23 protein-coding genes are annotated in these 24,177 nt (G+C 64.6%); 14 read left to right on the top strand and 9 right to left on the bottom strand.

Translation table 11 applies throughout. From position 1 onward, the window contains the following. Positions 1–461: 461 nt before the first annotated feature. The 4 genes from EYR15_RS06345 to EYR15_RS06330 all read left to right on the top strand — a co-directional run bounded on the left by EYR15_RS06345 (position 462) and on the right by EYR15_RS06330 (position 7,083). On the top strand, positions 462–1,667 hold the full coding sequence (locus EYR15_RS06345; RefSeq protein ID WP_131002168.1) for a DUF6361 family protein: 1,206 nt from the start codon (positions 462–464) through the stop codon (positions 1,665–1,667). 23 nt (positions 1,668–1,690) lie between these two features. Beyond that, complete coding sequence (locus EYR15_RS06340) at positions 1,691–3,475, top strand: phospholipase D family protein (RefSeq protein ID WP_131002166.1); 1,785 nt, start codon at positions 1,691–1,693, stop codon at positions 3,473–3,475. Further along, complete coding sequence (locus EYR15_RS06335) at positions 3,472–6,543, top strand: helicase-related protein (RefSeq protein WP_131002164.1); 3,072 nt, start codon at positions 3,472–3,474, stop codon at positions 6,541–6,543. Before EYR15_RS06340 ends, EYR15_RS06335 begins: the two co-directional genes overlap by 4 nt. Before the next feature lie 270 nt (positions 6,544–6,813). Then, positions 6,814–7,083, top strand: a complete 270-nt coding sequence (locus tag EYR15_RS06330; protein WP_245498179.1) for an HNH endonuclease — start codon at positions 6,814–6,816, stop codon at positions 7,081–7,083. 131 nt (positions 7,084–7,214) lie between these two features. Here EYR15_RS06330 and EYR15_RS06325 read toward each other — a convergent pair whose 3' ends face one another. Beyond that, positions 7,215–7,700 (bottom strand): metallophosphoesterase family protein, encoded by a 486-nt coding sequence (locus tag EYR15_RS06325; protein WP_131002448.1) that lies wholly within the window; start codon positions 7,698–7,700, stop codon positions 7,215–7,217. 393 nt (positions 7,701–8,093) lie between these two features. After that, positions 8,094–9,812, bottom strand: coding sequence for a DUF4153 domain-containing protein (locus EYR15_RS06320; RefSeq protein ID WP_131002162.1), 1,719 nt, complete (start codon positions 9,810–9,812; stop codon positions 8,094–8,096). 708 nt (positions 9,813–10,520) lie between these two features. Between EYR15_RS06320 and EYR15_RS06315 the strand changes: the two genes are divergently transcribed. The 3 genes from EYR15_RS06315 (at position 10,521) to EYR15_RS06305 (ending at position 11,840) form a co-directional block, all read left to right on the top strand. Beyond that, positions 10,521–10,736, top strand: a complete 216-nt coding sequence (locus tag EYR15_RS06315; RefSeq protein WP_131002160.1) for a hypothetical protein — start codon at positions 10,521–10,523, stop codon at positions 10,734–10,736. Next, on the top strand, positions 10,733–11,305 hold the full coding sequence (locus EYR15_RS17145; protein WP_245498178.1) for a hypothetical protein: 573 nt from the start codon (positions 10,733–10,735) through the stop codon (positions 11,303–11,305). Before EYR15_RS06315 ends, EYR15_RS17145 begins: the two co-directional genes overlap by 4 nt. A gap of 100 nt (positions 11,306–11,405) precedes the next feature. Further along, complete coding sequence (locus tag EYR15_RS06305) at positions 11,406–11,840, top strand: translation initiation factor 2 (protein WP_131002158.1); 435 nt, start codon at positions 11,406–11,408, stop codon at positions 11,838–11,840. A 43-nt stretch (positions 11,841–11,883) separates the two neighbouring features. Here EYR15_RS06305 and EYR15_RS06300 read toward each other — a convergent pair whose 3' ends face one another. Continuing rightward, positions 11,884–12,198: a hypothetical protein gene (locus EYR15_RS06300; RefSeq protein ID WP_131002156.1), complete on the bottom strand. Its 315-nt coding sequence runs from the start codon at positions 12,196–12,198 to the stop codon at positions 11,884–11,886. Positions 12,199–12,534: 336 nt separating this feature from the next. Then, positions 12,535–12,966 carry a hypothetical protein gene (locus EYR15_RS06295; RefSeq protein ID WP_131002155.1) on the bottom strand — a complete coding sequence of 144 codons (432 nt, stop codon included), beginning with the start codon at positions 12,964–12,966 and terminating at the stop codon, positions 12,535–12,537. Positions 12,967–12,979: 13 nt separating this feature from the next. Between EYR15_RS06295 and EYR15_RS06290 the strand changes: the two genes are divergently transcribed. From EYR15_RS06290 to EYR15_RS06275, 4 genes are all read left to right on the top strand, one after another. Then, positions 12,980–13,462, top strand: coding sequence for a hypothetical protein (locus EYR15_RS06290; protein ID WP_131002153.1), 483 nt, complete (start codon positions 12,980–12,982; stop codon positions 13,460–13,462). A 115-nt stretch (positions 13,463–13,577) separates the two neighbouring features. Further along, positions 13,578–14,153, top strand: a complete 576-nt coding sequence (locus EYR15_RS06285; RefSeq protein ID WP_165455435.1) for a hypothetical protein — start codon at positions 13,578–13,580, stop codon at positions 14,151–14,153. Positions 14,154–14,163: 10 nt separating this feature from the next. After that, on the top strand, positions 14,164–14,313 hold the full coding sequence (locus EYR15_RS06280; protein ID WP_382238968.1) for a hypothetical protein: 150 nt from the start codon (positions 14,164–14,166) through the stop codon (positions 14,311–14,313). A gap of 271 nt (positions 14,314–14,584) precedes the next feature. Further along, entirely contained in the window at positions 14,585–14,878 is a 294-nt protein-coding gene (locus EYR15_RS06275) for a hypothetical protein (protein ID WP_131002151.1), read from the top strand. 836 nt (positions 14,879–15,714) lie between these two features. On the opposite strand, the gene EYR15_RS06270 is transcribed toward EYR15_RS06275, so the two are convergent. Further along, on the bottom strand, positions 15,715–17,262 hold the full coding sequence (locus tag EYR15_RS06270; protein ID WP_165455434.1) for an EF-hand domain-containing protein: 1,548 nt from the start codon (positions 17,260–17,262) through the stop codon (positions 15,715–15,717). A gap of 31 nt (positions 17,263–17,293) precedes the next feature. Here EYR15_RS06270 and EYR15_RS17285 point away from each other — a divergent pair, with 31 nt between their 5' ends. The 3 genes from EYR15_RS17285 to EYR15_RS06255 are packed head-to-tail and all read left to right on the top strand — an operon-like array spanning position 17,294 to position 19,122. Beyond that, positions 17,294–17,893: a GNAT family N-acetyltransferase gene (locus EYR15_RS17285; RefSeq protein WP_342635536.1), complete on the top strand. Its 600-nt coding sequence runs from the start codon at positions 17,294–17,296 to the stop codon at positions 17,891–17,893. After that, positions 17,894–18,637 (top strand): SOS response-associated peptidase, encoded by a 744-nt coding sequence (locus EYR15_RS06260; RefSeq protein WP_131002145.1) that lies wholly within the window; start codon positions 17,894–17,896, stop codon positions 18,635–18,637. Then, positions 18,634–19,122 (top strand): hypothetical protein, encoded by a 489-nt coding sequence (locus EYR15_RS06255; protein WP_131002143.1) that lies wholly within the window; start codon positions 18,634–18,636, stop codon positions 19,120–19,122. Before EYR15_RS06260 ends, EYR15_RS06255 begins: the two co-directional genes overlap by 4 nt. A 32-nt stretch (positions 19,123–19,154) precedes the next feature. Here the strand turns inward: EYR15_RS06255 and EYR15_RS06250 are convergent, their stop codons facing one another. The 4 genes from EYR15_RS06250 to cap2-3 form a co-directional block, all read right to left on the bottom strand. Beyond that, positions 19,155–20,096 carry an ATP-dependent DNA ligase gene (locus EYR15_RS06250; RefSeq protein ID WP_131002142.1) on the bottom strand — a complete coding sequence of 314 codons (942 nt, stop codon included), beginning with the start codon at positions 20,094–20,096 and terminating at the stop codon, positions 19,155–19,157. 110 nt (positions 20,097–20,206) lie between these two features. Further along, positions 20,207–20,674, bottom strand: a complete 468-nt coding sequence (locus EYR15_RS06245; RefSeq protein ID WP_245498177.1) for a group III truncated hemoglobin — start codon at positions 20,672–20,674, stop codon at positions 20,207–20,209. Positions 20,675–20,813: 139 nt separating this feature from the next. Beyond that, positions 20,814–21,950 (bottom strand): patatin-like phospholipase family protein, encoded by a 1,137-nt coding sequence (locus EYR15_RS06240; protein ID WP_131002138.1) that lies wholly within the window; start codon positions 21,948–21,950, stop codon positions 20,814–20,816. Then, entirely contained in the window at positions 21,950–24,175 is a 2,226-nt protein-coding gene (gene cap2-3, locus EYR15_RS06235; protein ID WP_131002136.1) for an anti-phage 6A-MBL system cap2_3 protein, read from the bottom strand. Before cap2-3 ends, EYR15_RS06240 begins: the two co-directional genes overlap by 1 nt. Positions 24,176–24,177: the final 2 nt, after the last annotated feature.

Raw genomic sequence — 24,177 nt, 5'->3', positions numbered from 1 at the left:
GTCGGCAGATGGACATAGCGGAGCCGCATCATCTCGATGCGGTTGGCGCCTCACGCCGCTTGCCTACGAACTCGGTATCGACCCGCGCTTTCCCTTCGCACATGGCTCCAAGGACCGGCATCCGCTCCCGGTGCCGACCTGCGCCATGAGCGGACTCTGGCGCCGCGCCGAAGAGCGGACCATAGGCGGCCGACAGCTCAACATCTGCTCCCGATCCGTTGGCAGACAGCCGGGCGTCGCGACATCCCAGGACTGCGAACCGCAAAACACGCGATCCCGTCCAAAGAGGGGCGGTGGCGTGTGCGTGATCCTACGCGGCGTGCACATCGGATTCCCACCCCGCGGCTCACCCAAGTCTCGAGCCCCTCTCGCTAAGGTTGCCGCCTAGCCTTACATCTTGATCTTTGTCCGGATCCAGTGTGCGACTCGATCGCGGTACCGCTCCGGGGGAGGGCAGGGGGTTGGAGCCAGCATTCGGTTGGGTAAGTCTTACGCCCAAGGCTCTAGCCCGGGCCCGTGCGCAGCTGAACGAAAAAGGTCAGGGCGTTCGCGATGAGGTAGGACTTCTACTTCTGCACCAACGCTACGCGAACCGCTTCTTTCCAGGCACCTCGGTGCTGCACACCCGCTTGCGATATGCGCTTTTCGTACCGTGGCAGTTTCTGGATCAATCTGGAAAATCTTCAGCGAACGCCCAGGACGCGCTGAAGCGGGCTGAGATCGGGCTGGCGAAACGGCTGAAGGATCGTGGGGAACAGGGTGTAATCGGCGGTCTTACCTGGCCTCAACTGGCGGATCAGCCGCCTTCCAGCACCTATTGGTCAGCCTTGGACGCCTGGGGAATCTTGCGGCGTGACGGACGAAATCGTGTTCCTAACCGTGGAACCGTTCACACCCGCCTCTCCGCATCACGTCCGACGATGGATGACGAGGGCCGCCCGCTCATCGAGGTCGAGGCTCTCTTCGTCGCCCTGCCTCAACCCCCGAAGGACTGGTCGGCCGATACGCCTCTATCCTTCAATCTGAGAGACGATGAGCGTGAGTTTCTCCGCGAGCGGTTGAGCCACATACCGGCGCCTGAGCCTCTGAGGCACTTGTCTCTTCTCAGTCAGTTGGCGCGCCACGAGATCGACCCGCCGCTTTCGCTGTGGGACAAGGCCATCATCAAACTCGCCGGTCCGGATGCTGCGCCTCTCCGCAGAGCGCGCGCGGTGGCTGCCCTCGCTGCGATCGGAAGGGGCGTTTACGCTGCCCTCGTCGAGGATCGCCGCGAACTGTTGGATGGTCGTGAGACGCCGCGATTGCATCGCGCTCAACTCGGGCGGTTGCTCAGGGAGCACGGCGCACGCGCGGCGTCTGAGCTGAACAGCGCCAATCTACATCTGGTTGAGGATGATATCGGCGACTTACCGCCGCGGCTCCGCACCGTGCTGGCCCAGACGCTAGATTGGGTCCATGAGGGGGCGACTGACCCGACGGCTTTGGTCGGCGCCTACGAAGCGGCTGAGGGCCGCAAGGGCTTGCGCTCCCGACTGCCCGACACCGCAAGCGCTAGAACCCGACGCGCCGAGTGGGACGCCAGCGACCATCCCGTTGGCTACCCGCTCCATTATCGCTGGGGGTCGGTGAGCGGACTGCTCTCTGACCTTCGCGGGCCCCGACCATGAGCGGAGCGGCGGCGCCCTGGAGGGTGACCAGTTATCTGGACGCCCTGCGGCCCGAACAAGGTTGGACGGCGGACCTGGCGATCATCGCCGCCTATTCAGCAGATCCGATTTCAATCGTCGCGGCCTTGCTCGCCATGGTTGGGCGCGACGATGAAGATCGCCCCGCTGCTCGTCGCGATCTCGCCGATGCGATCGAAGCTGCACGGGACAGGTTCCGGGTTGTCATTCAGAGGGGCCGCCTCGCCAAAATGGCGCGAACACCTCGGCTGACGGGCGTCTTGGATCAGTTTGTACGTGACGTCGCCTTCGACGAGCGTCGCCAAAGTTGGCATCCCAAAGCCGCTTTGGTGAAGGTCTCTACAGACAAGGCCATCGAGTGGCGCTTGTGGATTGGCAGTCGCAATCTCACAGCCCAGGAAAACCGCGATCTCGGCCTTGTACTGGTCGCACGTCCAGGCGGACAGGGACGCCGAGTGCCGGGCGTCGACGACATCGCTACCGCCTTGGCCGAACGTGCCGGGCTGCCGGGCGTATCAGCGCGAGGGCTAGCCGCAGAGATCGCGGCTCTCAAATGGAAGGCTCCAGCCGGCGTCCGGGTGGACCGCCTCGGCATCAGCACCGGCAAAGGCGATTGGAGCCTGCCGGCTCTGCCAAAGGCGGTCGACGCGCTCACAGTGGTCAGCCCCTTCTTGGACGCTGGCTTCCTCCGGCACGTGGCGAAGACGGAGTGTCGCGGCGGCGAGCGTCAACTGCTTTCGACGCGGTTTGAAATCGAAAGGCTCGGCGCAACCTGTCGACCCTTCGGAGACTCTCTTGCGCTTGATGCTCCAGACTATCCACCGACCAACTTTGAGGCGCCGGATCCAGTCGATCCAACACCCGCGTCTGCGGTCGAGGAGGGCGAAGAGCTCGGCCGAGGCCTGCATGCAAAACTCCTGCACATACGCCAGGGCGATAAACGGCGTCTTTGGACGGGCAGTGCGAACGCCACGCAACGCGCCTGGACGGGACGCAACGTCGAGATCATCGCTGAGCTTTCCGTGGACGAAGCGGTCGAGGGTGGCCTCATGAGCCTTATCGCAGAGGCTCGACCCATCCGATGGGAAGACGCGGCGGTGCTGAAGGATGTCGAGGCGGAAAAGGACGAGCTCGAGCGTGCGCGCGCCGAAGTCTCCGCTCGTTGGAAGGGTGAGATCGTTTGGGACACCGAAAGCATTCGACTCCGCCATTCGTCCATTCTCCACCCGTCAGACGCCCGCATTCGCCTGGAGGCTGGGCTGATCACCAGCGATCTTAAGACGTGGCCGGCCGGACAAACCGAGCTTGATCTCGGCCCTATTCAAACAGCGGACCTAACCGAACTCGTCCAGCTACGGCTGATGTTAGGGGACGCGAGCTGCGAGTGGATCGTGCAGGCGCCGGCGACGCCTCCCTTCGGCGTTGAGCGGGACCGTGCAGCTTTTATGCGTGCGATGGGAGCCCGCGAGTTCTTGCTGTGGATCGCTGACACCATGCGCGGCGCCGCCGCTTCGCCCAATGATCCAGATTGGACGAAGGACGAGCCATCCCGCAGCTCAACTGGCGAGCCGACACCGACCTGGACGGCGGACCTGCCGACCCAGGAAGAAATATTCAGCACCTGGTCCCGGTCGCCCGCCGTCTACAAAGCCGTTCAATACCGGATCAGCGCCTATTTGCCAGCGCTTCTGGAGCATACGCGGACGGCCGACCCTAACGGTCACACACAACTCAAGCAGTTCGCGCAGATGTGGGCCGTCTGTGAAGAGGGATTGGGAGCGCCGTCGTGAGGTTGGCCCGGGAGTTTCAAACGGCGACCGTAAAGGCCGCTCTTGCCGCCTTCGCTGTCAAGGGCGGAAGCCGCCGCTACCTCGTGGCTGATGAGGTCGGTTTGGGCAAAACCGTTGTCGCACGCGATGTGGTTGAGGCCTTGAGCCGAAAGGCGGGCCGTCCCTTAGTGGTTTACTACATCGCCAGCGGTTCAGCGGTTTCCCACCAGAACAAGCCTCGGGTAGTGGAATTTCTCGAGAAAGCTGAGCTGAAGAAGGCGGTTCGTACGCCGGACCGTCTTTCGCTGGTTGCCGTCAGTACGCCGCCGGACGCGACGGTCGCCATCTACGCCTTGTCTCCCGACACTTCGTTTCCGCGTACCAGCCGGGCAAGCCTGAGCGGTGGGAAGGCGGTTGAGCGCGCCTTTGTCGCCCAGCTGCTCGTGAAGGCTTACCCGTCTGTGATCGCCAGGCTCCCGGCGAATTTCCTTCAGCTGCAAGCGACATCAGGATGGCTCGGCGCCTTGGCGGTCGCGCGCAAACGGATGGCGGATGCGCCGCCGGGTCTTGTCGCCCGATATCGGGACGCGCTCCAACGCGAGTTTGCAGAGTTTAAGACATCGGGAGCGGCGCCATCCTTCGCCGGCCGGCTTGTTGAGCTGGCTCTGCTCAACCAACGTGCATTTATCGGGCGTCTGCGCAGGGCGCTTTGCCTGGCCTGTCTGGTTCACCAGCCGCCAGACATCATCATTTTGGATGAGTTCCAGAAGTATCGCGATCTGATCAAAGGCGAAGCGCCTGTTGATCCGCTGATGGCGCAGCTGCTGAAGGGCAATGGTAAAAGGCCGCCGGCGCTCCTCCTATTGTCGGCGACGCCTTACAAACTGTTCGCGTCTCGGTGGGAGGAGGGCCGAGGCATCCAGGCCCACCGTGAGTTCTTCGGCCTGATCGATTTTCTGGCGGGAGGGAAGGTTAGGGTCGAGGCGCAAACCCACTTCAAAGCGTTCGGCGATACGCTGCGGCTCCTTGTGCAGGCTCCGGTCGCAGAGCGGGCGCCGCTTGCCGCGGAGGCGGCTGCTCTGCGCGATCACCTTCAGGCGCTTCTCTCGCCGGTCATTGGGCGGACCGAACGCGACGGCTTCACACGGGGTCACGGCAACCTTGAACCGGATCTCCTTCGCCTTCCCGCCGCTTCAGAGGTCGCTGACGTCGCGGTCTATCGACACCTCGTTCGCTCGACCGATGCGAACCGCAGGGCAGATACGCTGGCTTACTGGTCCTCAGTGCCGCTACCGGCTCAGGCCCTGGGGCAACGCTATGCGATCACGCGTGATCGCATCTTCAAACCGACGCGCGGCCTGATGGCGCTGACGCGGCGACGGCGCGACGACCTGGCCCCTGTGATTTGGCCAGATGCGAAGTTGAGAGCCCTAGCGGCGACAACGCCGCCCGAGAAGCTCGCTTTGCCGTGGATCGCGCCTTCGTTGCCGTGGTGGGATTTGAGCGGAGCCTGGGCTGAGCAAGGCCAAGAGACGAAGCTTCTAATGTTCAGTCGGTTTAAGGCGACGCCGCCGGCCGTCACCAGCCTATTGAGCTTCGGCGTCGAGGCGCACTTGATCGACCGGCGCGGCGGTTATGAGAAGGCGTACGCTCGGCGGAAGATAAAACTTTCGGGGCCGCCTGGCCCGGTGATGGCCGCCTTCCATCCTTCAATCTGGTTGATCCGCAATACCGATCCAGCGACCGCACCCGATCGATCTCGGGCTGGATTGCGCCGCTGGGTGCGAAAGAAGATCAAAGAGGCTCTGCGCCCACTGAAGATAGACGTGGTCCGTTCGAGCGCGGCGAAACGAAAGCGGCGTCGATCAATCGGCCGTGTTCTCTCCGGAATCGAGAAACACGCCGGTTTGGCTGACCGCTCGGCCAACGCGTGGGCGGCCGTTGTCGGTCATGACCGATTGGCAAAAGCCTCCGTCCAGGCATGGCGCGAGGCGGAGCCTGTAAGCTGGATTTCGCCTCGTGAACTCGAGGATCTCGTCACCTACGCTATCGCTGCGCCGGGGGTCATCGTTGGGCGGGCGTTGTGGCGTCACGCGGCCGATACCCTCAACCCCGACACCTACCCATGCGTAGTTCGACTAAGTTGGCAGGGCTTGCGTCCGTATCTCGACAATCCCGTTCTTCTGTCTGCGATCGGCGGCTCCAGCGCGGTTGAAGGTCTTTTGGCGGCGGCATTCGCAGGCAATCTGGAGAGCGTGCTCGACGAACACCTCTGGATTCGCAGCTCGTCCCAAGAGGGTGTCGAGGCATTGGCGAAGGACTTGCAATCGTCGCTCCGCCTCATCACAGGCGGCTTCAGTTTCCACGCGCTCGGCGACTCAGAGCGTTTGCGCCTTCGGTGCCATGCCGCGATGCCATTTGGCGACGCGGAGGCGGCCCCGCCCCCTAAAGCGGGCGCGCCCGTGCTGGAAATTGAGGAAGATCTCGGCTCCGTCCGACCTGACGAGATCCGCCAGAGCTTCAACTCGCCATTCTGGCCTCACGTCCTGGCGACTACCTCGGTCGGCCAGGAGGGGCTGGATTTCCATACTTGGTGTTCCCGCGTCCTCCATTGGGATTTGCCGTCCAACCCGCTCGACCTGGAGCAGCGGGAGGGGAGAATCCAGCGCTATGGAGGCCTGTCTATTCGCCGCCGTCTAGGCAAGGTGTTGCACGAGGATGTGTTCGCCGATCACACGGCCGCAGCATCACCCTGGCGGCGCCTCTCCAGCCTCGCTGAGGCGCGACTGGCTGAAAAGGGCGGACTGAGCCCGTGGTGGATTCTACCCGAGGCACGGGTGACGCGGCAGGTATTTGAGCGCCCCTTTGGTCGCGACGTCCATCGCTACAAGGTGCTTCGAGAGCAGCGCTTCCTCTATCGGCTGGCGCTCGGTCAGCCGAACCAAGAGGACCTGCTTGAGATACTGGCCAAGAGTGAGCCTGAGCTCCTTGCCGTACTCCAAGAGCTAACGCTCGACCTATGCCCATTCCGCCTAGCGCAAAAGAAAGCGGCAGACGCCGCGCCTAGCGCACGTCACACCAGACGTTGAAACCCTCTGCTCAACTGGGCCAAGGTGAAGTGCCGAGGCCGCTGTTAACCCATGACTGCCGCTGTTCGAACAAGGCCATAGAATGGATGTTTTTGATCTCGATCGGCGGCTAACTGGGGATTACGAGCGGTTCGCTAGGTCCTTCACTCGCATCTGCGCCGCCAGCGCGTCGGCCAGGACATCTTCCGTCGAGCACTCCTACAGTATTGGGAAGGGCGCTGCGCGGTCACTGGCCTCAGCGATCCCGCGCTGCTCAGGGCGTCACACATTGTGCCCTGGTCCGAGTGCGTGAGCAACGCTCACCGCCTAAACGTCAACAATGGCTTACTTCTGTCGGCGTTGTGGGATGCCGCTTTCGATGCCGGATTGGTCAGCTTCGACGACGATGGCGCTGCGTTGATCAGCGATCAAATCTCTTCAGAGGCGGGGCAGCTCCTAGGGTCGGCTTCACGCTTGCGTCGTCAGCTATCCAGTGAGCAGAGGAACTTTCTTCGGCAGCACCGCAGGCGCTGGCAACCGCAGATTGTCCTCGAACCTTAAGTTCCCAAAACGGCCCTCAGCCAAGCCCGCTATGGGTCAACAGCGGACCGGCACGATGTTCACCATCGTAGGGTTCAAATAGTCCAACGGGTCATGACGCCGGCGGCGTCTCCGCGCCGGATCTGCGTTACTCACCGTCGAAGCAGTAATTCGGACAGGCGAACTGGGCGATAGTCCCGCGCATCCACTCCCACGTCGAGTTGGCGAGGCAGCGGGTTTAGCCGGCCATGGCTGTGCCCGTGAAGGTTCACCGCGCCTCGGTGCATCCCGTTCCAACTGCGAAAGGGGTAGTGGCAGAGGATAAGCTTTACGCCCTCCACCTCGATCTCGGCATATGGGGCAATGCTTGCCCAAGCCAGTTCCCTGACGAAGGCAGAATCGATGTTGCCGACGACGAGGTGTTTGCGGCCCTTAAGCTGACGGAAGTTCTCGGCCGCGCTTTTCGTCGACCGGGCAAAGTCGCCGAGGTGCCAGACCTCGTCGTCGGAACCGACGAGGTCGTTCCAACGGGCGATCAAGGCAGCGTCCATCTCAGCGACGGACACAAACGGCCGCGGATAGAGGTTCAGCACGCGCTGATCGCCGAAGTGCGTGTCACTGGTGAAGAAGACTGCCATGGTCAACTAACGCCTTCAGCGCGAGGCGCTTCGGCGTCCAGCCGAGCCATCATCGGCGGCAATGGGCGCCTTGACCGGCCGGTCAGTGGTCTTCGCCATGATCCTTTTCGCTCCGCCGGAGATGAAAGCCTCAGCCAGTTTTGCACGCCCAGCTCTTGTCTTCATTCGTTCTCATGGAACCCCTTACTCACGTGAAAAGGGGGAACATAGCGGACAGCGACCGGCACCAATCGGCGGCCTCGCCGTGACCGTGGGGATCGTCGAGCGTCGGTCCGGAGATCATCTCCGGAGCGGCGACTGGCGGTGCAGACGACAGGGCTTCGGACAGCAGCAGCGCTTGACAGGACGTTGAAGAACCGCATCCGAAGTCGCGCCTCTCATCAACTAGCGATCTCAACGGGACCCAAACCACACCCATCCCTGGACCGTCCCCGCCGTGGCGGCCGCGCCTTCGCCCTCGAACTCGGCGTAGGTCAGGACGAGCGTCGCGTCGCCGGCCGCGGACGGGACGGACAGCGGCGCCGTCGGGGACGTCCCCCGCTTTCGGTCCCCGAGGACCGGCCCCAGGTTGAAGCTCGCTCGGCCCGAAGATCCCGTCGCGGTGACCTCGAGCCCTTCGAGCGACAGCGTGACCCTGCCGTCGCCGGCGCCCACCACGGTCTCCACGCCGCCCCTCACCGCGGACCGCAGGATGAACGGCCCCGACAGACGGCCCCCGCCCACGGAGGCCGTGCCGGGACCGCCATTGACGACGAACGTGGCGGGCACCGCACGCGCCCATGGCCAGGCCCCGAAGAAGGACTGCGCGTCGGCGAGTTTCCCCGTGCGCGACGGCGGCGCGAACGCCGCCAGCCGCCCGAGGGCGTCGGCGCGCGACAGCTCGGCGAGCATCGAGGCGACCTCCCCCTTGCGGGCCCGAACCAGCCTGTCCTGCCCGAGGGGGGCCTCGATCCTGCCGCCGACCAGCAGGCCCTCGGCCTCGAGCATGCTGCGGAGCCGCGCCGCCTGACTGCCCGCCGCGACCGACTTCGCGCCGAACGGACCAACGGCGGCGACCGCGGCGAACAGGACCCCGACGAGCATAACCTCGTGGATGCGCGGCAGCCGCCGCGCGGCGGCTGTGATGGTGAGGCAGGCCGCGCCGAAGGCGCCGCCCGCGGCGACCGTGTAGCGGTCCATCGACACACCGTAGTCGTCGATGCGCGACCAGATCGCGACGGTGAGGAGGACGAGCGGCAGGACGGTTGCCGGAAGCCACACGAACCGCCGCCAACCCTCCCGCAGCGCCCGTGCCGGGCCTTCGCCGCCGGCCGACGACAGCCATGCCGCGAGCGACAGGGCGAGGAAGGCCGACACGATCCAGCCGACCTGGTTCTTCGGCATCTCGCCCTGCACGCCGATCCTGATCGCGTAGGCGTGGAGGAGGATGGCCAGCGCGGCCGCGGTGACGCAGAGCAGCGTGGCGAGGGCCGCGACGGCCCGGGGGACGAGGTCGGCGGGCGGGAGCGGGGCGGCCGAGGCGTCCCGAGAGGGAAGCAGCGCGCACCAGTAGGCCGGGGCGACGAACCAGACGCAGACCGTCGCCAGGCGCTCGAAGGACCCGGCAGGGAACTTCACGGCGAGCAGGTATTCCGCCGTCATCTCCAGCGCGCCGATCCCGAGCAGGACGAGCGAGGTGGCGGCGACGGCGAAGAAGAACAGCAGGACCGCGCGGGTCGCGAAGGCGAAGCTCGCCCCGTCGTTCCGCAGCGGGGCTGGAGCCGCGAGGAGGAGGGCCGCGACGGCTATCAGAGCGAACGGTCCGGAGAGCCACTCGGTGCCAAAGCCCAGCCAGACGCCCGCGGCGGCCGCGGCTGCGACGCACTGCAGCGGCCACCGCAGGCGCCCGCCGAGGAACTCGGACCAGAGCTGCGCCGCGACCGACGCCAGCGCGAGGAAGCCGAGCGCGAGGCGGACGGATCCCGTTCCGTCGTAGCCGAGAAGGCTGCGGTACTGGGGCTCGACCGCCACGGCGTAGGCCGCGTGCGCCGCGCAGGCGGCGAGGGCCATTGGGAAGCGGCGCAGGACGGAGGCGAGGTCGGGCGAGGCCCAGCGGACGGCGTTCGTGAACACGTGCTCAGCTCCGGCATAATCGGGCGCCACCACAGCGTCGGCGGTTGTTCTATCGGCTGGCGCCGCCGGGGAAGTCGGCTTCCAGCAACTTCCTCAGCCAGGGGTCGAGCTTCATCGCGGTGTCCAGCGGATAACTAACGACACGACCCCCGGTCATTATGTAGGCGACCCGGCGCTCGCCCGGCGAAGGCGGGCCGTCGTCACCCTCGCACATTGCGGAACCGCGGCCCCCGAGGATCGCGACGGCTGGATCGACTGAAGTCCCCTTCAGCAGTCTTTCAACACTGGCTGTGCCGCGCCAACCGCGCTGGACCTTCCGGTCACCGACATACTCAGCCCCGACGACGCGAACCAGGGCGACAGCGTCGAACTGCCCTTGCGCGATCCGCTCGGCGGCCCAAAAGGGGGACCTGCAGGCCGAAGCCGACGAACCGATACCCGCCAGTACGGCGACGAGAAGGGCAAGCGCGGTCGACCGCGACGTGGGTGCTCGATGCATGGCTCGAACTTAGCCAGCAGCCTCAAGCGTGCAACGGCGGGATCCACAGACCGTCAACGAAGTGTCTCAGCTTGGCGAGGGCGCGCCCACGCCCGTGTCCTTCAGCCCCGCAGAACCTCTTCGATCTCGGCCACGACATACCCAGCGCCTGCAGGCTTGTTCTTCATTCGTTCCCGTAGAATCGATGCTCTCCAACGAGGGAGTGAGACATGGCTGACGCAGCGGAAGAACTGTTCGAAGACGAGGCTGTGGCCGGGGACGAGGCGGCCGTGGACGACGTGATTCTGGCGGCCGGAGGCGAGCGCCAGGCAATCCACGCGCTGCTCGTGCAACTGGCCGAGACAGAGCGGGCGAGGGCGCTCGCCGTCGGTCGCGTGTCGCTGGGTTACGTCCGTGGGCGACAGCCGCCCCGCCAGCTCGCATGACGGTCGAGACGCTTGGCGACGCCTGGCGCGCGGGCTGGCGCGTCAAGGCGCGGTGCGCGGCGGGAGGGCGCGCCGGGCTGAAGTCGATTCGGGAATGCCACCGCGAGTACGAGCCCGACATGGAGACCCTCGTCTGGACTCGAGGCGCCGCGATGCCCCTCGCGGACCTGGCGACGCGCCTCCGCTGCCCGACCTGCAGGTCGCTCAAGGTCACCGTCGCCTTCGTGCTTCCGCCGAAGACGGATGAAGGCAGGGTCCGATTTCATGATCCCCTCGAGGACATGTCGGCTCTGCCCCACCGCGTCGAGCTCTACAAGAAGGGCGGCAGTCTGGACCGACTCGTCGCCGCGACCATGGACATCGACATCGCCCGTGGCGCCTACGACGTGGCGGTCCGGCAGATGAAGCTCGAGGAGGGCTGGTGGCTCCTCCTGCGGCGGTTCGGGCAAGCTGTTGCCCGATACCCGGAGGAAGAGACGGTCAGGACCGCGACGGCCGCCGAGAGCAACGCAGAGTGGGACAAGATGCGGGAAGGGCTGCCGAAGGGGCGCAAGCGCGTCTTCAAATAAATGCGGCTGTGGGTAAGAGCCCCGCGGGCCTTGTGACGCAGTTGCACACCCGGTTCATTGCACCTGTCCGCGCCTTGTCGGCCCGGTCGGGGGAACGTCCATGAAGCTCGTTGTTGCTCTCGCCGCCTGCGCGGCGCTGTCCGGCTGCGCGTCCATCACTCGGGGATCGACCGAACAGCTCACCGTCACCACGACGCCGTCCGAAGCCACGGTCCGGACCTCGATGAACCATCAGTGTACAAGTCCTTGCACCCTGACCGTCGGCCGCAAGGACGAGTTCATTGTCACGGCGACGAAGCCGGGCTTCAAGGAGGCGAGCGTCCCGGTGAAGACCAAGGTCGCTGGCAACGGCGGGGCGGCGTTCGCCGGGAACGTTCTCGTCGGCGGGCTCATCGGAATGGGCGTCGACGCATCCACCGGCGCGGCGCTCGACCACTACCCGAACCCCGTGGTGCTGGCGCTCGAGCCGATCGCGGCAATTCCGGCTCCAAAGCCTGAGCGTCGCGGAAAGCAGGCGGCGAAGCCCGTCAGCTAGCTGATCTCTACACGACGCCGAGCGCGCCCTGACTGGCTTTACTTCAGTTGACGCCCGCGCGCCTCCGCATCACCGACCAACCCGTCCTGATCTCATCGAGCCGATCGGGCGGAGCTGCACACGGCATAGCCGCGGCACGTAAGGCGGTCTCAACGACGAGTTCACGGCTCGCCTCGTCGTCGCGGCCCATCTTGTCCGCTAGAGCAATGGCGACGCGAGCCGCGATGTCAGGCTCTTCGATGTCGCAGGCCACTGCCTGTCCGGCGATGAAGCCGAGCTGCTGGAGCACGGCGGCGTCGTCGTGCCGGGCGCCTTCGGAAGACTGCGCGATGAGGATGAGGAGCGCCGCGGCGTACATCAGCGTCCAGCGGGAATGGATTGTCGCCAGACGAGCCGCGCGGGCGGCGGCTCACGGATGATCCGGAGGTCACCTCCGGCTACCCGCATCCTGCTCCTGAAGCGCGACACCTTCCGGGCGCCCCAGACGCCGAGATAGCTTTCGCCAGTCTCTTCGTTCCGAAAGAACGCGGCGCCTCCAAACGTCTCGGCCAAGCCTTGTTCTCCCTTCATCCCGCCTCCACCGAAGACGGCGACAACGAGATCGAGGGCTGCAGCGCTGGCAACCGTGTTGCTGCCCGGGAAGGCCGGGCTGCGGAAAACGTAGAGAAGCGCAGAGGTTTGGCCGCGCTCGATCTCAGCCTCTCCTTTCGGATCCGGGGGATTCCATTCTGCTTGAGGCCTCTTCCACGGCGACATCCAGAGTGGTCCAGTTGGCGACTTCCACGCCTGCCTCGTCGTAGATGATGAACCCGTGAACTGCTTCCTCAGGAACGGCAATGGCCGTCACCAAAAGCTCGCCGCTGCGCTCTGATCTCGGCTGCAGGTGGGGCGCTATCTCGATGAGTTCGCGCGCCGTGATGGCCGAGAGCGCCTTTTCGGCGGCGGACCATGCGTCGGCGACTGTCGCGAAAGTCATTGGAAGAGTTTCGTAAGGAACGGGAGCCTTCCAAGGCGGGAACATCGCCAGCTTTGCCGTGTAGCCCATTGCGTGACGCTCTCCCGGAATGGCGTCGAGATGAAGCCGATAAAGATGCGTACGGTAGTCGTCGGCACGGCCGCCGGACAAGTGCGGCCGCGGGATGTGGTTGTCGATCGATGAGGCTGGCGTGAAAACCCTGAGGATCTACGGCGAAGAAGCCGTTTGGCTCGGCTCTGATATCAAGGACTTCGTCGGTCTGTTGACCACCCTAGAGCCACGTACGTATTGGCGGATCTCGCCAGTTCCCGGCGACCGCGACGACTATTTCGACGCGACGGGAGCAAGTTCCGAGAAGCTGGAGATGCTCGCAAAGTCCGGTGAGTTCATCACCGGCGAAGCTCTTGCGGAACTCGCCCAGGAAACGCGGCAGGTCATTTGGGGGCAGTTCGTCGGCCATACCGACTTAAACTCAGCCGCCGTGTGGGTGACAGTACGCGCGATCGATAGCTCCTTCTTCGAAGTTATAACTTCGGACGAGAATGTCCTGAGCTTGATGAAGTCGCATTTCACGGACGTCCGGCCCTACGTCGCTCCTTGGGGTGGCGGCATGGACCCCGGCGAACCGATCCTCGACGAGGTGTAGCGAATACTGCCGCAAGCCTCTAATCGGCCGACGCTATCGCTCTGATCACGCCATACGCGCACATTACAGCGGGATGGTTTGCGGACCTCAGCAGAGTTCGCAATCATGCGACTGCATGGCAAACGCGAGCACCACCGCCTTCGAGCCGCTGATCGGCGTGCCCTGCTGGCGTGTCGAGCGCGTCCAAGGCAGCATCTTATCGCTCCAGTTCGGGACGCCCCGTCTCTCGGTTCGCGAGCCATACGTCTCGACCTCTTCGTCCGCCAAGGTGCGGCAGGTGGCGGCGCGGCGGCTGGTCAAACCAGTGGGGGAGTGGAACCTCCTCGTTTTTTGCTGCCACTGGCGTGTCGTCACGTCGACCGGGGAGGTCTTGGCAGAGGATGAGAGCCCCGACGAGCAGATCGAAGCCTCTGCGCGAGTGATCGATGGACAGAAGCTGGCCGCCTTCGCCCTCGACGCTCCTTCCCGGCAAGCCACCTTCTCGTTCGACCTCGGCGCGACCCTTTCGGCTTGGCCCTACGAAGCCAACGAGGAGGAGCAGTGGTCGCTCTATCTTCCCGACGGGCGCGTCCTGACCTACCGGGCTGATGGCTACTTAAGCCTTGGCGCCGGCGATTTGAAACCGGAGCAGGAGGTTTGGGAGGCTGTAGCGCAGGACGTTTGCATTCCATGCCGCCAAACTTCCGGCTGAGAACCGAGTGATGGCTGTGTTCGCCGGCATCTGGATGCGTGCGGACTGGAGCGAGGCGAAGGCGCTGCAGCGGTCGCTGCCGGATGAGGCGCTGACCATCGTCGCGCGCGGCGCCAGGCAGGACCCCTCGACCCTCGATCCGGCCGAAACGCTTCTTTAAGGCACGCTCGCGCGAGTCTCCGGAATGGATGCCAGATCGCTCTTAAGCTCGCTTCGGTACCACCTCAATCCACGGGCGTGGATCGGTCCCATAGTGGTCATTGCTCTAGTGTGCGCGTGGGTCGCGTTACGCGCCGCTTCTGATCCTGGAGATGGGAGACACTACGGCTTCCCGCCCGACTGGAAGTGTACTGCGGGGGCACGCTCCCAGGGGCTTCCCACTTGCATCAAGTCACCACCCGAACGCGCAGACGGCTAACAAAGTCTAGACCATGTCCGATCGGACCTATGACGATCTGCTTTCAATTACGTTCGCGGCTGCCATTTTGGCCATGACAGCGCTGACCATCTATTTGCTGAACGGAAGGTGGAGGGCGGGCCAATACGATCTGAACGTTGGGGAAAGATGGTCCTTTAAAAACGCCGGCATCTGGTGGGCCTTAGATGCGTCTCTTTGGACGATGATTGCTTTGGCGATCATCGCCTTGAGAGGAGGTGCGATAGGTCTTGTTCCCGCTATCCTCTGCGGCCTCAGGTTGATGAGAGTTGCGCGAAATCGCGGCTAGCCAAGGCGTTGCAGCGGCCGCTGCCAGACGATGCTTTGAGGATCGTCGCCAGCGGCGCGTAGCGAGATCCTTCAACACTGGAGCTCCCAGAATGAAGAAAAAACTCGCCTATTGGGGGGGCTTACCACAGTCGAAAGGGCGACGCTCATGGTGGGTGTCGTCGCCGGTATCTTCGCCAGATCAGTGGGACGCGACCTAGGAGTTATACTGATCGCCTGAGCATGGCGAGTTGCGGTTTCTTCCTCGGGATGCGCTATCGCCGGAAGCAGGAAGAGGGCGAGCGCAAGCGTGAGATGTGGTCAGATACGGACGCATGAGCGTACTCAAATACCGCCTCTGAGCATCGTCGCATTGGTAAAGGCAAGACTCTTCGACGCTCGAGCCGCCGGAACGCTTCTTTAAGGAGCCGTCGCGGGAAAGCGTTCTGTGTCTGTCGAGAAGAACGACTCGGGCTCGTGCGCTCATTACCGAGCGGGGGTTTGCTCGGGCGCAGCTCTCTTGAGGCATAGCTGACCACGAGGCGAGCCCGTGGCGGCACAATCCCATTGTTCCCCTTCAGGCCAGTTCGTTTTGTTGCCTGTCTTCGGCGGAGCCAGAAACAGGACCCAAACGAAGAACGCCGCAAAGAACGCAATAAGGAGGATCGTCCCTCGCTCTCGTACCATCCGCGACCAAAGAGGCCTCTCGTTCATCCATGAATCCTTGGGCTCTCTAATGCTCCGGGACGCCCTTTAGCGCAGAGTGTCTGAGCCCGCCGATCGACGCGCAGCCGGGTATTCGCCCCCGACTGTCATGGTCTCGCCGGCGTCGAAGCGAGGACGGGCGGCTCGTCATGATCATTTGCCCTGTACCGCAATGCCTCCTCTTGGCGGACGACACTGCGCGCCGACCGGGGGTGGCCCGGCAGGATCCTCATAAGTCACACACGAGTGGCCAGGGCTGCCTGCTGGCGCTGGAACGCCTTTCGCGATGACGAACGACACGGCCATCGCGCCGCCGAGTCCCGCAGGGAAGCGCGGGATCGGCTTTACGACCTTGAACCAGTTGTTTTCGCGGACGAGTTCGCCTGACGACACCAAGCGCGCCAAGCCCATTTGCCCCGGCAGAACTTCGTAGGATGCGGCCGGCGACGCTGATACGACGGCCGCAGGGTCGATCTCGACCACGCCACCCGGCGTATAGCGCGATGCGTCGAGCCACGTCTGGGGATCATAGCCCGCCGGAGTGTCCTTCTGGTCACGAGGCGTTTTAGCCTTAGCCCATGCCAGCGAAGGCACGGAGGCCGAGATGACGCTATACGCCCCGGCCATAACGTCTGGTGCGCGCCCGAGAGCGGCCGTCATAGCATTGCGAACCATGACGCCTACCGGCGAGTCGCTCCTATCGAAGTAACCTCTGCATTCTCCAGGGCCTGCAATCGTCACTTTGTCGCCAGGCAGCCCGGTCGCCCCAGCCGCGCTTCGGCCGTCGGAGGTGGACTGCGAAGAGATCAGCACAAGCCGTGACATCCTCGAGGTCGCTCCCGCGACCTGCCAGATCATAGCGTCATAGGAAGAGACAACGACATAAAGAGGCCGGTCGCCCGGCTCGATCTCCAGTTTAGCCGTTGTTGTTTCCTTATCCTGGCCGGCGACGGTAACCGTCGGGATCGCATTCCCCTCGTAGACGCCGAACGCCACTATCAGATCGTCTTTGCCCGGGGGCGGCAGTTCACATGCTGCTCTCCTATCCTCGGCCACCGTTTCCACGATCCTACGGGCTTGCTGCCTCACCTTCTGAGATTCCTCGTGATCGATCAGCCCGTCATTGTTCAGGTCGAACTTTGCGAACGCCCGCCGGGCAGCAGCCTCAAGTTCCGAAGCCTGCACCTTGCCGTCGCCGTCAGCATCGAACCGCATCAGATCCGCCACCTGCGCGTCTCGCTCATATGGCCGCGCTGAGGATAGGGCTTCACTCAAGGTTACGACGCCGTCGTGATCGCTATCCCAGCCTGTGAAAATCCGGTCCTGCAATTGGCTGAACCCGCGGCGCCGTACCAGTGCGGCTCGCGCTCGCTCATCAGCGGTGACGCTACCGTCGCCGTTGAGATCAAGCAGAACGAATTCGCTCGCCACCCTAGAACGCGCCAGCGCCCAGGCCCGTTTGCCAGCAATTTCGACGTCAGCACTGTCCAGGCCGTCCCCCTGCAAGTCCGCGTCACGAAGCGGACGCAAGGCCGACGCGATGTATCCCTCGACAAATGTGCTTGGGAAGAGTGCGGTCGACATGTAGGTCGGCAGAGGATCATCGGGGGTCTTCTGAGCCCGGGCGGTTCCCCACGTTGCCGTAGCAGAGACCAACATCGCCAGAACAAGTTTGGGCCAAAACGACATCCAGACACCCATTCGCATCCTCAGACCTCAGAGGAGCATAGGTGTGACGCGCGGCAGGGGCGCTAGCGAACCTGCGTTAAGGTTGTCGTTCGGTTTTATCGAGGCGTCAGCGACGACTGCTGCGATAAACCTAGCTGTGTCGGCGCCGAGACGGTCGGTCCGGAGGATCTTGGAGGATCTGCTGTGTTGCCGCAGGCATCGGAGGTCGCATGAGCGTCGGTATCACGCTGGACGATGCTCCAGACGAGGCTGCCCAGAACGCAGTCTCGGAGGGCTGACCAAATTCAACGAGTCGCGGGCAGGTCCTTTCCCACCGCCCTCTACGGTTTGGATCGTGGCGCGTGACGAAGACGGCGCGGTGGTCGGTGGCGTCCAGGGCTTCATCTCGGCGAACTGGTTCTATGTCGCGATGCTCTGGGTTGACGAGCGAGTTAGAGGCTCAGGCGTTGGTTCTACCCTCCTTCGGCAGGCCGAACAGGCGGGCGCGGACAAGGGATGCACGGATGCATACCTTTACACCTTCAGCTTTCAGGCTCCCGAGTTCTATCGCCGTCACGGGTACGAGATGTTCGGCGAACTCGAAGCCTTCATTGAAGAGAACAGCCAGTTCTGGATGCGCAAGAAGCTCAGAGCGCATCCCTGAATGTGCAACCTCTACAGCCTCACCAAGGGCCAGGCCGCGATCCGCGCGTTGACGAAGGCGCTGGTCGACCGAACTGGCAACTTGCCGCCGATGCCCGGGATCTTCCCCGATTACCCGGCGCCGATCGTCAGGAACGGCGCCGAAGGCCGCGAGCTCGTAATGGCCCGCTGGGGCATGCCGTCCTCGAGCCGGGCCATCTTCGAGAACACGAAGAAGCGCGCCGCGGCGCTGGAGAAGAAGGGCCAAGCTGTCGACTTCCAGGCGCTGTTGAAGGTCGAGCCGGACATCGGCACGACCAACATCCGCAACGTCGCGTCCCAGCACTGGCGGCCCTGGCTCGGACCCGCGTCACGGTGTGTTGTCCCCCTGACGAGCTTCTCGGAGTACGACACGCTGCCGGACGGCAAGAAGGAGATCGTCTGGTTCGCGCTCGACGAGAGCCGGCCTCTGGCGGTGTTCGCCGGGATCTGGACGAACTGGACCTCGGTCCGGAAGGCCAAGGAGGGCGTCGTGACGGCGGATGTCTACGGCTTCCTCACGAGTGAGCCGAACGCGGTCGTCGCGCCGATCCACCCCAAGGCGATGCCCGTGATCCTCACCACGCCCGAGGAGATCGACGTGTGGATGCGTGCGGACTGGAGCGAGGCGAAGGCGCTGCAGCGGCCATTGCCGGACGAAGTGCTGAGGATCGTGGCGAGAGGCGAGAAGGAAGACCTTGGGAGCCTTGCTGAGGTGGCGCGTTGATCCGCTTCGGCGTCCTCAACGTGTTCGTACCGCTGGCTCTCCTTGGGTGCCTCCTTGGCGGGGTTCAGCTCCTCGGACGGCCCTCGGTTTACGAAGAAGATCCGTACTCTCGACCGAGCTTCGATCCGAATAGCAAGCGGTGTCGTGCTGCCGCTGCTTACATCATCAAGACGCAATTCAACTCGCGAAGGGAGCATCTCGAAGAGGATGTCGATGACTTCGCCCGCGAGAACCCCAGCTACTGCCGAGACGGCACCGTCGCGGGCAGGTTCCAAACGCCGGGTGGCCGCTCTTACGAATACGACGGTTGGACGACACCCTCGTACTTGGATCTGCTATGGAGCCGAGGGGGATGGCCGATCTTCGTAGAGTATCCGGAGAAGTGGGTGGAGATCTGTGAGCGCCGCGGGAAAAACTTGTCCCCGGGCTGCGACGGTCTACTGGTCTACGCGACGCCCTTTGGCGAGGCTTATGATTGGGACTGAGGGGCAGCGCGAGCGCGAAGGCACAAGCAGCCCTAGTGCTCCGGGATGCCTTTTAGCGCCGGGTGCCTGAGCCCGCCGCTTGGCGTTCGGCCGCGGTACTCGACCTCGACCGTCACCGTCTCGCCAGCGTCCAGGCGCCGCCGGAGGTCCCGGCTGAGCACCGCCGTCAGTCCGGACCCAACGGAGCCGGCGGGGAGGAGCTTGCGGCCGAGCTGCTCGGCGATCGCGAGTGATCGCACCCCTGTCCGGCCGTCGGGGTCGTACCCGGTGACGACGAACGTCCCGGACTGGACGCACTTCACCTTGAGCCAGGTCTCGCTTCGGCCGGAGCGGTATGGGGCGTCGCGCAGCTTCGCGATGATGCCCTCCAAACCGAGCTGGCAGGCGGCAGCCGCCACGCCGGGACCATCCTCCAGAACGTGCTCGCTGAAGCGCAGGGTGCCTGGCCCGTAGATCAGGAGGTCCTCGAGCAGGAGCCTGCGCTCGTCGAGTGGCAGGGGCCGGAGATCCTCGCCGTTCAGGTGGAGCAGGTCGAAGGCGTAGAGGAAGGCCGCGGGCGCGCTCTTCGCCGCGAGCGCGGCATGCAAGGCGAAGAAGTCCGTGATGCCGTCCGGCCCTTCCATGCAGGCTTCGCCGTCGATCACCGCATCGTCGACCTGCAGGGCCTGGAGCGCCATAACGATCGCCGGCATGCGCGCGGCCCAGTCGAAGCCGCCCTTGGTGAAGATGCGGACGTTGCCCCCGTTGACGTGGCACTGGGCCCTGTAGCCGTCGTGCTTGATCTCATACTGCCAGCGAGAGCCGACGGGCGCCCTGGACCTCAGCGTCGGCTTGCACGGCTCGACGAAGCTGGTCGTGAACAGCTCCGCCTGCCGCGGGTCGCGCCTCCGCAGCAACGGCGGACTGGCGACCGACGCGTCCGGGACGTCGGTCGAGCGCTTGATCTCGCGTGGAGGGCGGGGCGGCTTGGCCATGCCCCGGATGGTGCCCCGCAGAGTTTAAGGAGCCGTGCGCCTGTAAGGCTTCTCGGAGGGTCGAGACGGTTGCGTGAAGTGCCCGCGACGCTTGCGCCGGGCGCCTTGCGTCAGGGCAGGACCTCGCGCTCGAGCGGCCGCAGGCCCGTCACGTCGTCCCCGTTGTGCATCCTGACGCTGATCCGAAACGAGTTGCCGATGCGCTCGGACCGGTCGACCCAGAATGCCGCCAGGTCGGGCGGGCACACCTCCTCGACTGTCTGCCGGAAAAGGGCGAGCCACCGACGAAACTGGACGTCCTGAAGTTCGGGCAGCATGAGGTGCTTGCGCAGGGGGCGGCCGTCGTAGCGTCTGGTCCCCAGCAACACCGAGCTCCAGAAGTCGACGATCGTGTCCAGGTGAGCCTGCCATCTCTGGTCGGGCACCGCGGCCTTGAACACGGGGCCGACGAGCTCGTCCTCGCGGGCATTCGCGTAGAAGCGGTCAACGACCGCCCGGATCATGTCCTCGCTCAGGCCACGCGTGGAGACGACCGGGATCGCCGTCGTTGGGGCGGTTGGTGGAGACGTGTCGCTCAAGCAGGTACCTCGTTCCGTCGCACCTGATCTCGTCTGCGCGCGCAACGGCTTCAAGACCATGCGGTGCGCCCGGCTCAAGCGGTGTTTGGACTGGGCCGTGGGTTCCGTGAGCCCGGCCCCCTCGCCTGAACGTCGCTCCCTACGCAGGGTGAGGGTGCCGCTCTCCGAATGCAGCAATCGTCAGTCGGGCGACTTCGTGCCCATGACGGGCAATGAGGTCGAAGTTGCTAGAGGAGATCTTGGTCAGGTTCGTAGGGTAGCTCAAGCACGCGCCGCTCTCCTGATCGCTCAGGAATTCGCCGGAAGCGGCAGCCTCGCGATCTAGGCTTCGTGCTGGCGCGCCTATGCGAAACAGGAAGCCGTGGACTTCGCCCTGCTTGATGGACTTGACCAGCATGCGAGATCGAAGGGAGCGGATCTGGTCGGCGGCGATGTCGAACAGGCGTGGCGAAGCCAGACGCCCAGAAAGAAGGCTCGACAGGATCGAACTCGGTCCGCCCAGAGGCGCCGATGCATCGCTGCAGATGAGCACTTCGCAGTCTTGTAACCCATCCGTCGGCTTGTAGAGCGGCTCGAGGGCCATGTTCTCGTAGGCCCCGCCGTCCCACAGCCGGACGCTCCTTTGCGGCGGCGTGATTTGCCTGATGGGATCCTTCGTCGCCGGATTGGTCTGCCACCAGCCGTGCTCCGGCAGCGGCAGCTTCAGCGCGCCGATGACGTACGGGACCGCCGCCGAAGCGGCGATGGCCTCCGCCACCCCTACGTCGGGTGAGTAGTGCCGACCGAACTGCCAGTCGCCCATAGCGGCGCGCGCGAAGCGCCAGTTTTTGCCCGTCTCGAGGCAGGTCGTATTGATGTGCCAGACAGGCTTTTCGGGTAGGTCTGACAGCTTCAGCCTGATGCCCCACCGCGCCCGCAAGAGCCTCGCCAGAATGTTCGCACGTCGGAACAGGACGCCGACGTTCTCCCGAAGCAAGCCGCCAACGCCGAGCGCCCGGAAGCTGAAGAGATCACCGGACACGAGTGTCTCCCGCACGGACGGATAGACGCTCTTCAGGAACTCCGCGGACGCGGGCCACCGGCCGCCCGTGCTGGAGAAGACCGCGCCCACCATCAGGCTCCCGCCCGACACCGTCGAGACCTGGGTGACGCGCTCGAGCAGCCCTTGCTCGGCGAGGTGCTTGAGGACACCGAGGTGGAAGACCGCCGCGCGGATGCCTCCGCCTGAGAGGGCGAGCCCGATCCTGCCGCTGGACGGGAAGACGCCTGCGGTCATCAATCCGCCTTTCCGAGTAAGAAACCCACTTCGCCCTCGCCGGCGATCAGCGAAATGGCAGGGAGGCCATCGATCTTCATCAAGTGCGAGAGCTGATCGATCTGCGCCAGGTCGATTACGCTTGGGTCCGCGGAGCTTCCCTTTGGGTGCGAATGCCACTCGCCGACGTAACGTACCTGTCCGCCCGACCGCGCTTGCGCCTCCTCGATGCTCCTATGCAGGCCATCGGTCCCCCGCTCGAAGCCCGTCGGCGAGGCGACGCTGTCCGGGGGAGGGGGCAAAACGTGCGCTACGGTGATGTGGCGAGCCTCTTGGTCGATCATGCCGATGAGGGGCCCTCCGGTCTCGTTCGGCAGGGCGTCGGCGCGCTTCCGGTCGAGTTCCTCCGCGAGCGATCGGGGCAGCGTGATGCCCCAGTCTCCGATCTTGCTTCTTAGGGACGCGGTGGAGGCCGTGACGCAGTCGACGCCTCCGCCACGAAGCGTCCAGATCTTGAGCGTCGCCTTCGTCCTTGAAGAGGCTTCGGGCAGCGCGGAAGCGATAAGGCTCGAGAGGAGCGCGACCGAAGACGCAGGGATCCTGTTCGTGAGCGCGCGGCACGCTCCCGTGTAACGCATCTGCTGGGAGGGGCGGTGGTGTCCTTCCAGCGATGGGTTCGTCAGGACTTCCCTCAGGTAAGCCGCTTCCACGTCGCGGAGGTTTACGGCGCGGTCCTCAGATTCGGCCATCAGCACCGCTGCCCGTCCGTCGGGCGTGAAGAAGGCGCACAGGCGACGCGCGCCACCCGGACGATCCGAGAGCCAGCGGGATACGGGCACCGAAGCCGAGCAGTCGAGGATGACATCCGCAGCGTCCAAGGCTGGCTCAGTCTTGTTGCCCTCCTTGAGTGCCAGCACGTTCTCGCAGATGGCTTCTGGAGCCGTGTCCGCCCTGATCGCGAGGAGGCGGGCAGCCAGTTCGGAAGCCTTCGCTTTCCCGAACTCGTCCCGCGTCAGGGTGTGACGCGCTGCGTTGTGGGGCAGGAAGGTGTCAGGATCGATTACGGTCCAGCGGAAGAGCCCTTCTCGAGCCAGGTTCTCCGCGAGCAGCGACCCAAGTGATCCGGCTCCGATCATCACGATGCGCCGGAGGTCGGGTTCCGTGCGTCCTGCCATTATCGCGGATCGAGCGGCTTCGAGCTCCAGGTGCACCGGCGCGATCTGGACGGACAGCGCCTGAAGGCCTTCAGCGGAAGGCATGGCCCCCACCACCCTGACATAGCTGACTTCCCTCGCCGCATCGCTCTTGTTGGCCTCGAGAACGCCCATCGCGACGCCGATCTCGCCGGGGCTCGCGTGGCACAGGAACGCCATGGGACGCGTCGCACCGACTGCCCCCGTCAGGGGATGGATCTGCGGCATGCTGACGAGGATGCAGAAGACCCACTTGCGGTTCTGGGCGTTCCCTCCGGCTTCGGTCCATTCGACAACGGATGTCTTCAGCCGGTCCAAGAGATCGACGCCGCGATCGGCCAGCAAGACGGCGAGGCCCTGCAGGGTGCGAGGTGCGCGGCGGATGCGGCGCATGGCGCCAGGCTCCACCGCCACGTGGAGGACGTGAATGCCAACGGTGTCAGCCAAGTCCGCCTTCCGCGGGGCTGTGGTCATGATCAGGAAGCGGATCCTGTCGTCCGTCGACCAGACGTTGAGTTCGCCGCCCGCCGCCATCGCGCCCTGGGCGTCGTGCTGGATGATGATGTCCAAATCGCCGTCCAGGCCGAAGAAGGCGTCGAACGGCTGGTCGGCTCCGTGGAGGTCGCCTTCGCACGCCTTCCTGAACCAGATCGCGATGCGCGACATGAGCTCGGAGGCCGTGTAGCCGCCCCGGACGTCTTGCCAGGGACGGTCGTCCACGCAGAGGAGGCTGGGCAGGCCTTCGAAGACAAGGCCCTGGTGCGGTGTGTCCGGGAAATCCTCTCGGTCCACAACGACCAGCGGAGCGCCGCTGTTGCTCGGCGCGAAGCAGGCCGAGACCCTCTCTGTCGCCAGGATCGCGTAGACGGGGCGTTGCGGAAGGTCGATGTCGATCTCGAAGGTGACGATCTCCACCCCGTTATCAAGCCGTCGGCAATCGACCAGTCGGCAGAACTCGCCGCAGGCATCCCTGACGTGCGCCGCGAACTCTCGTGCGAGCGGTACGTTCAGGTCGTCCGCGCCGAGCTCCTCGCTTTCGCCGAACCGCCACATCC

It is taken from the genome of Hansschlegelia quercus (assembly GCF_004310425.1).
GTDB classification, from domain to species: domain Bacteria; phylum Pseudomonadota; class Alphaproteobacteria; order Rhizobiales; family Methylopilaceae; genus Methylopila; species Methylopila quercus.
Note: the sequence above shows the minus strand (reverse complement) of the source record. Positions and strands in the feature narration are given on the sequence as shown.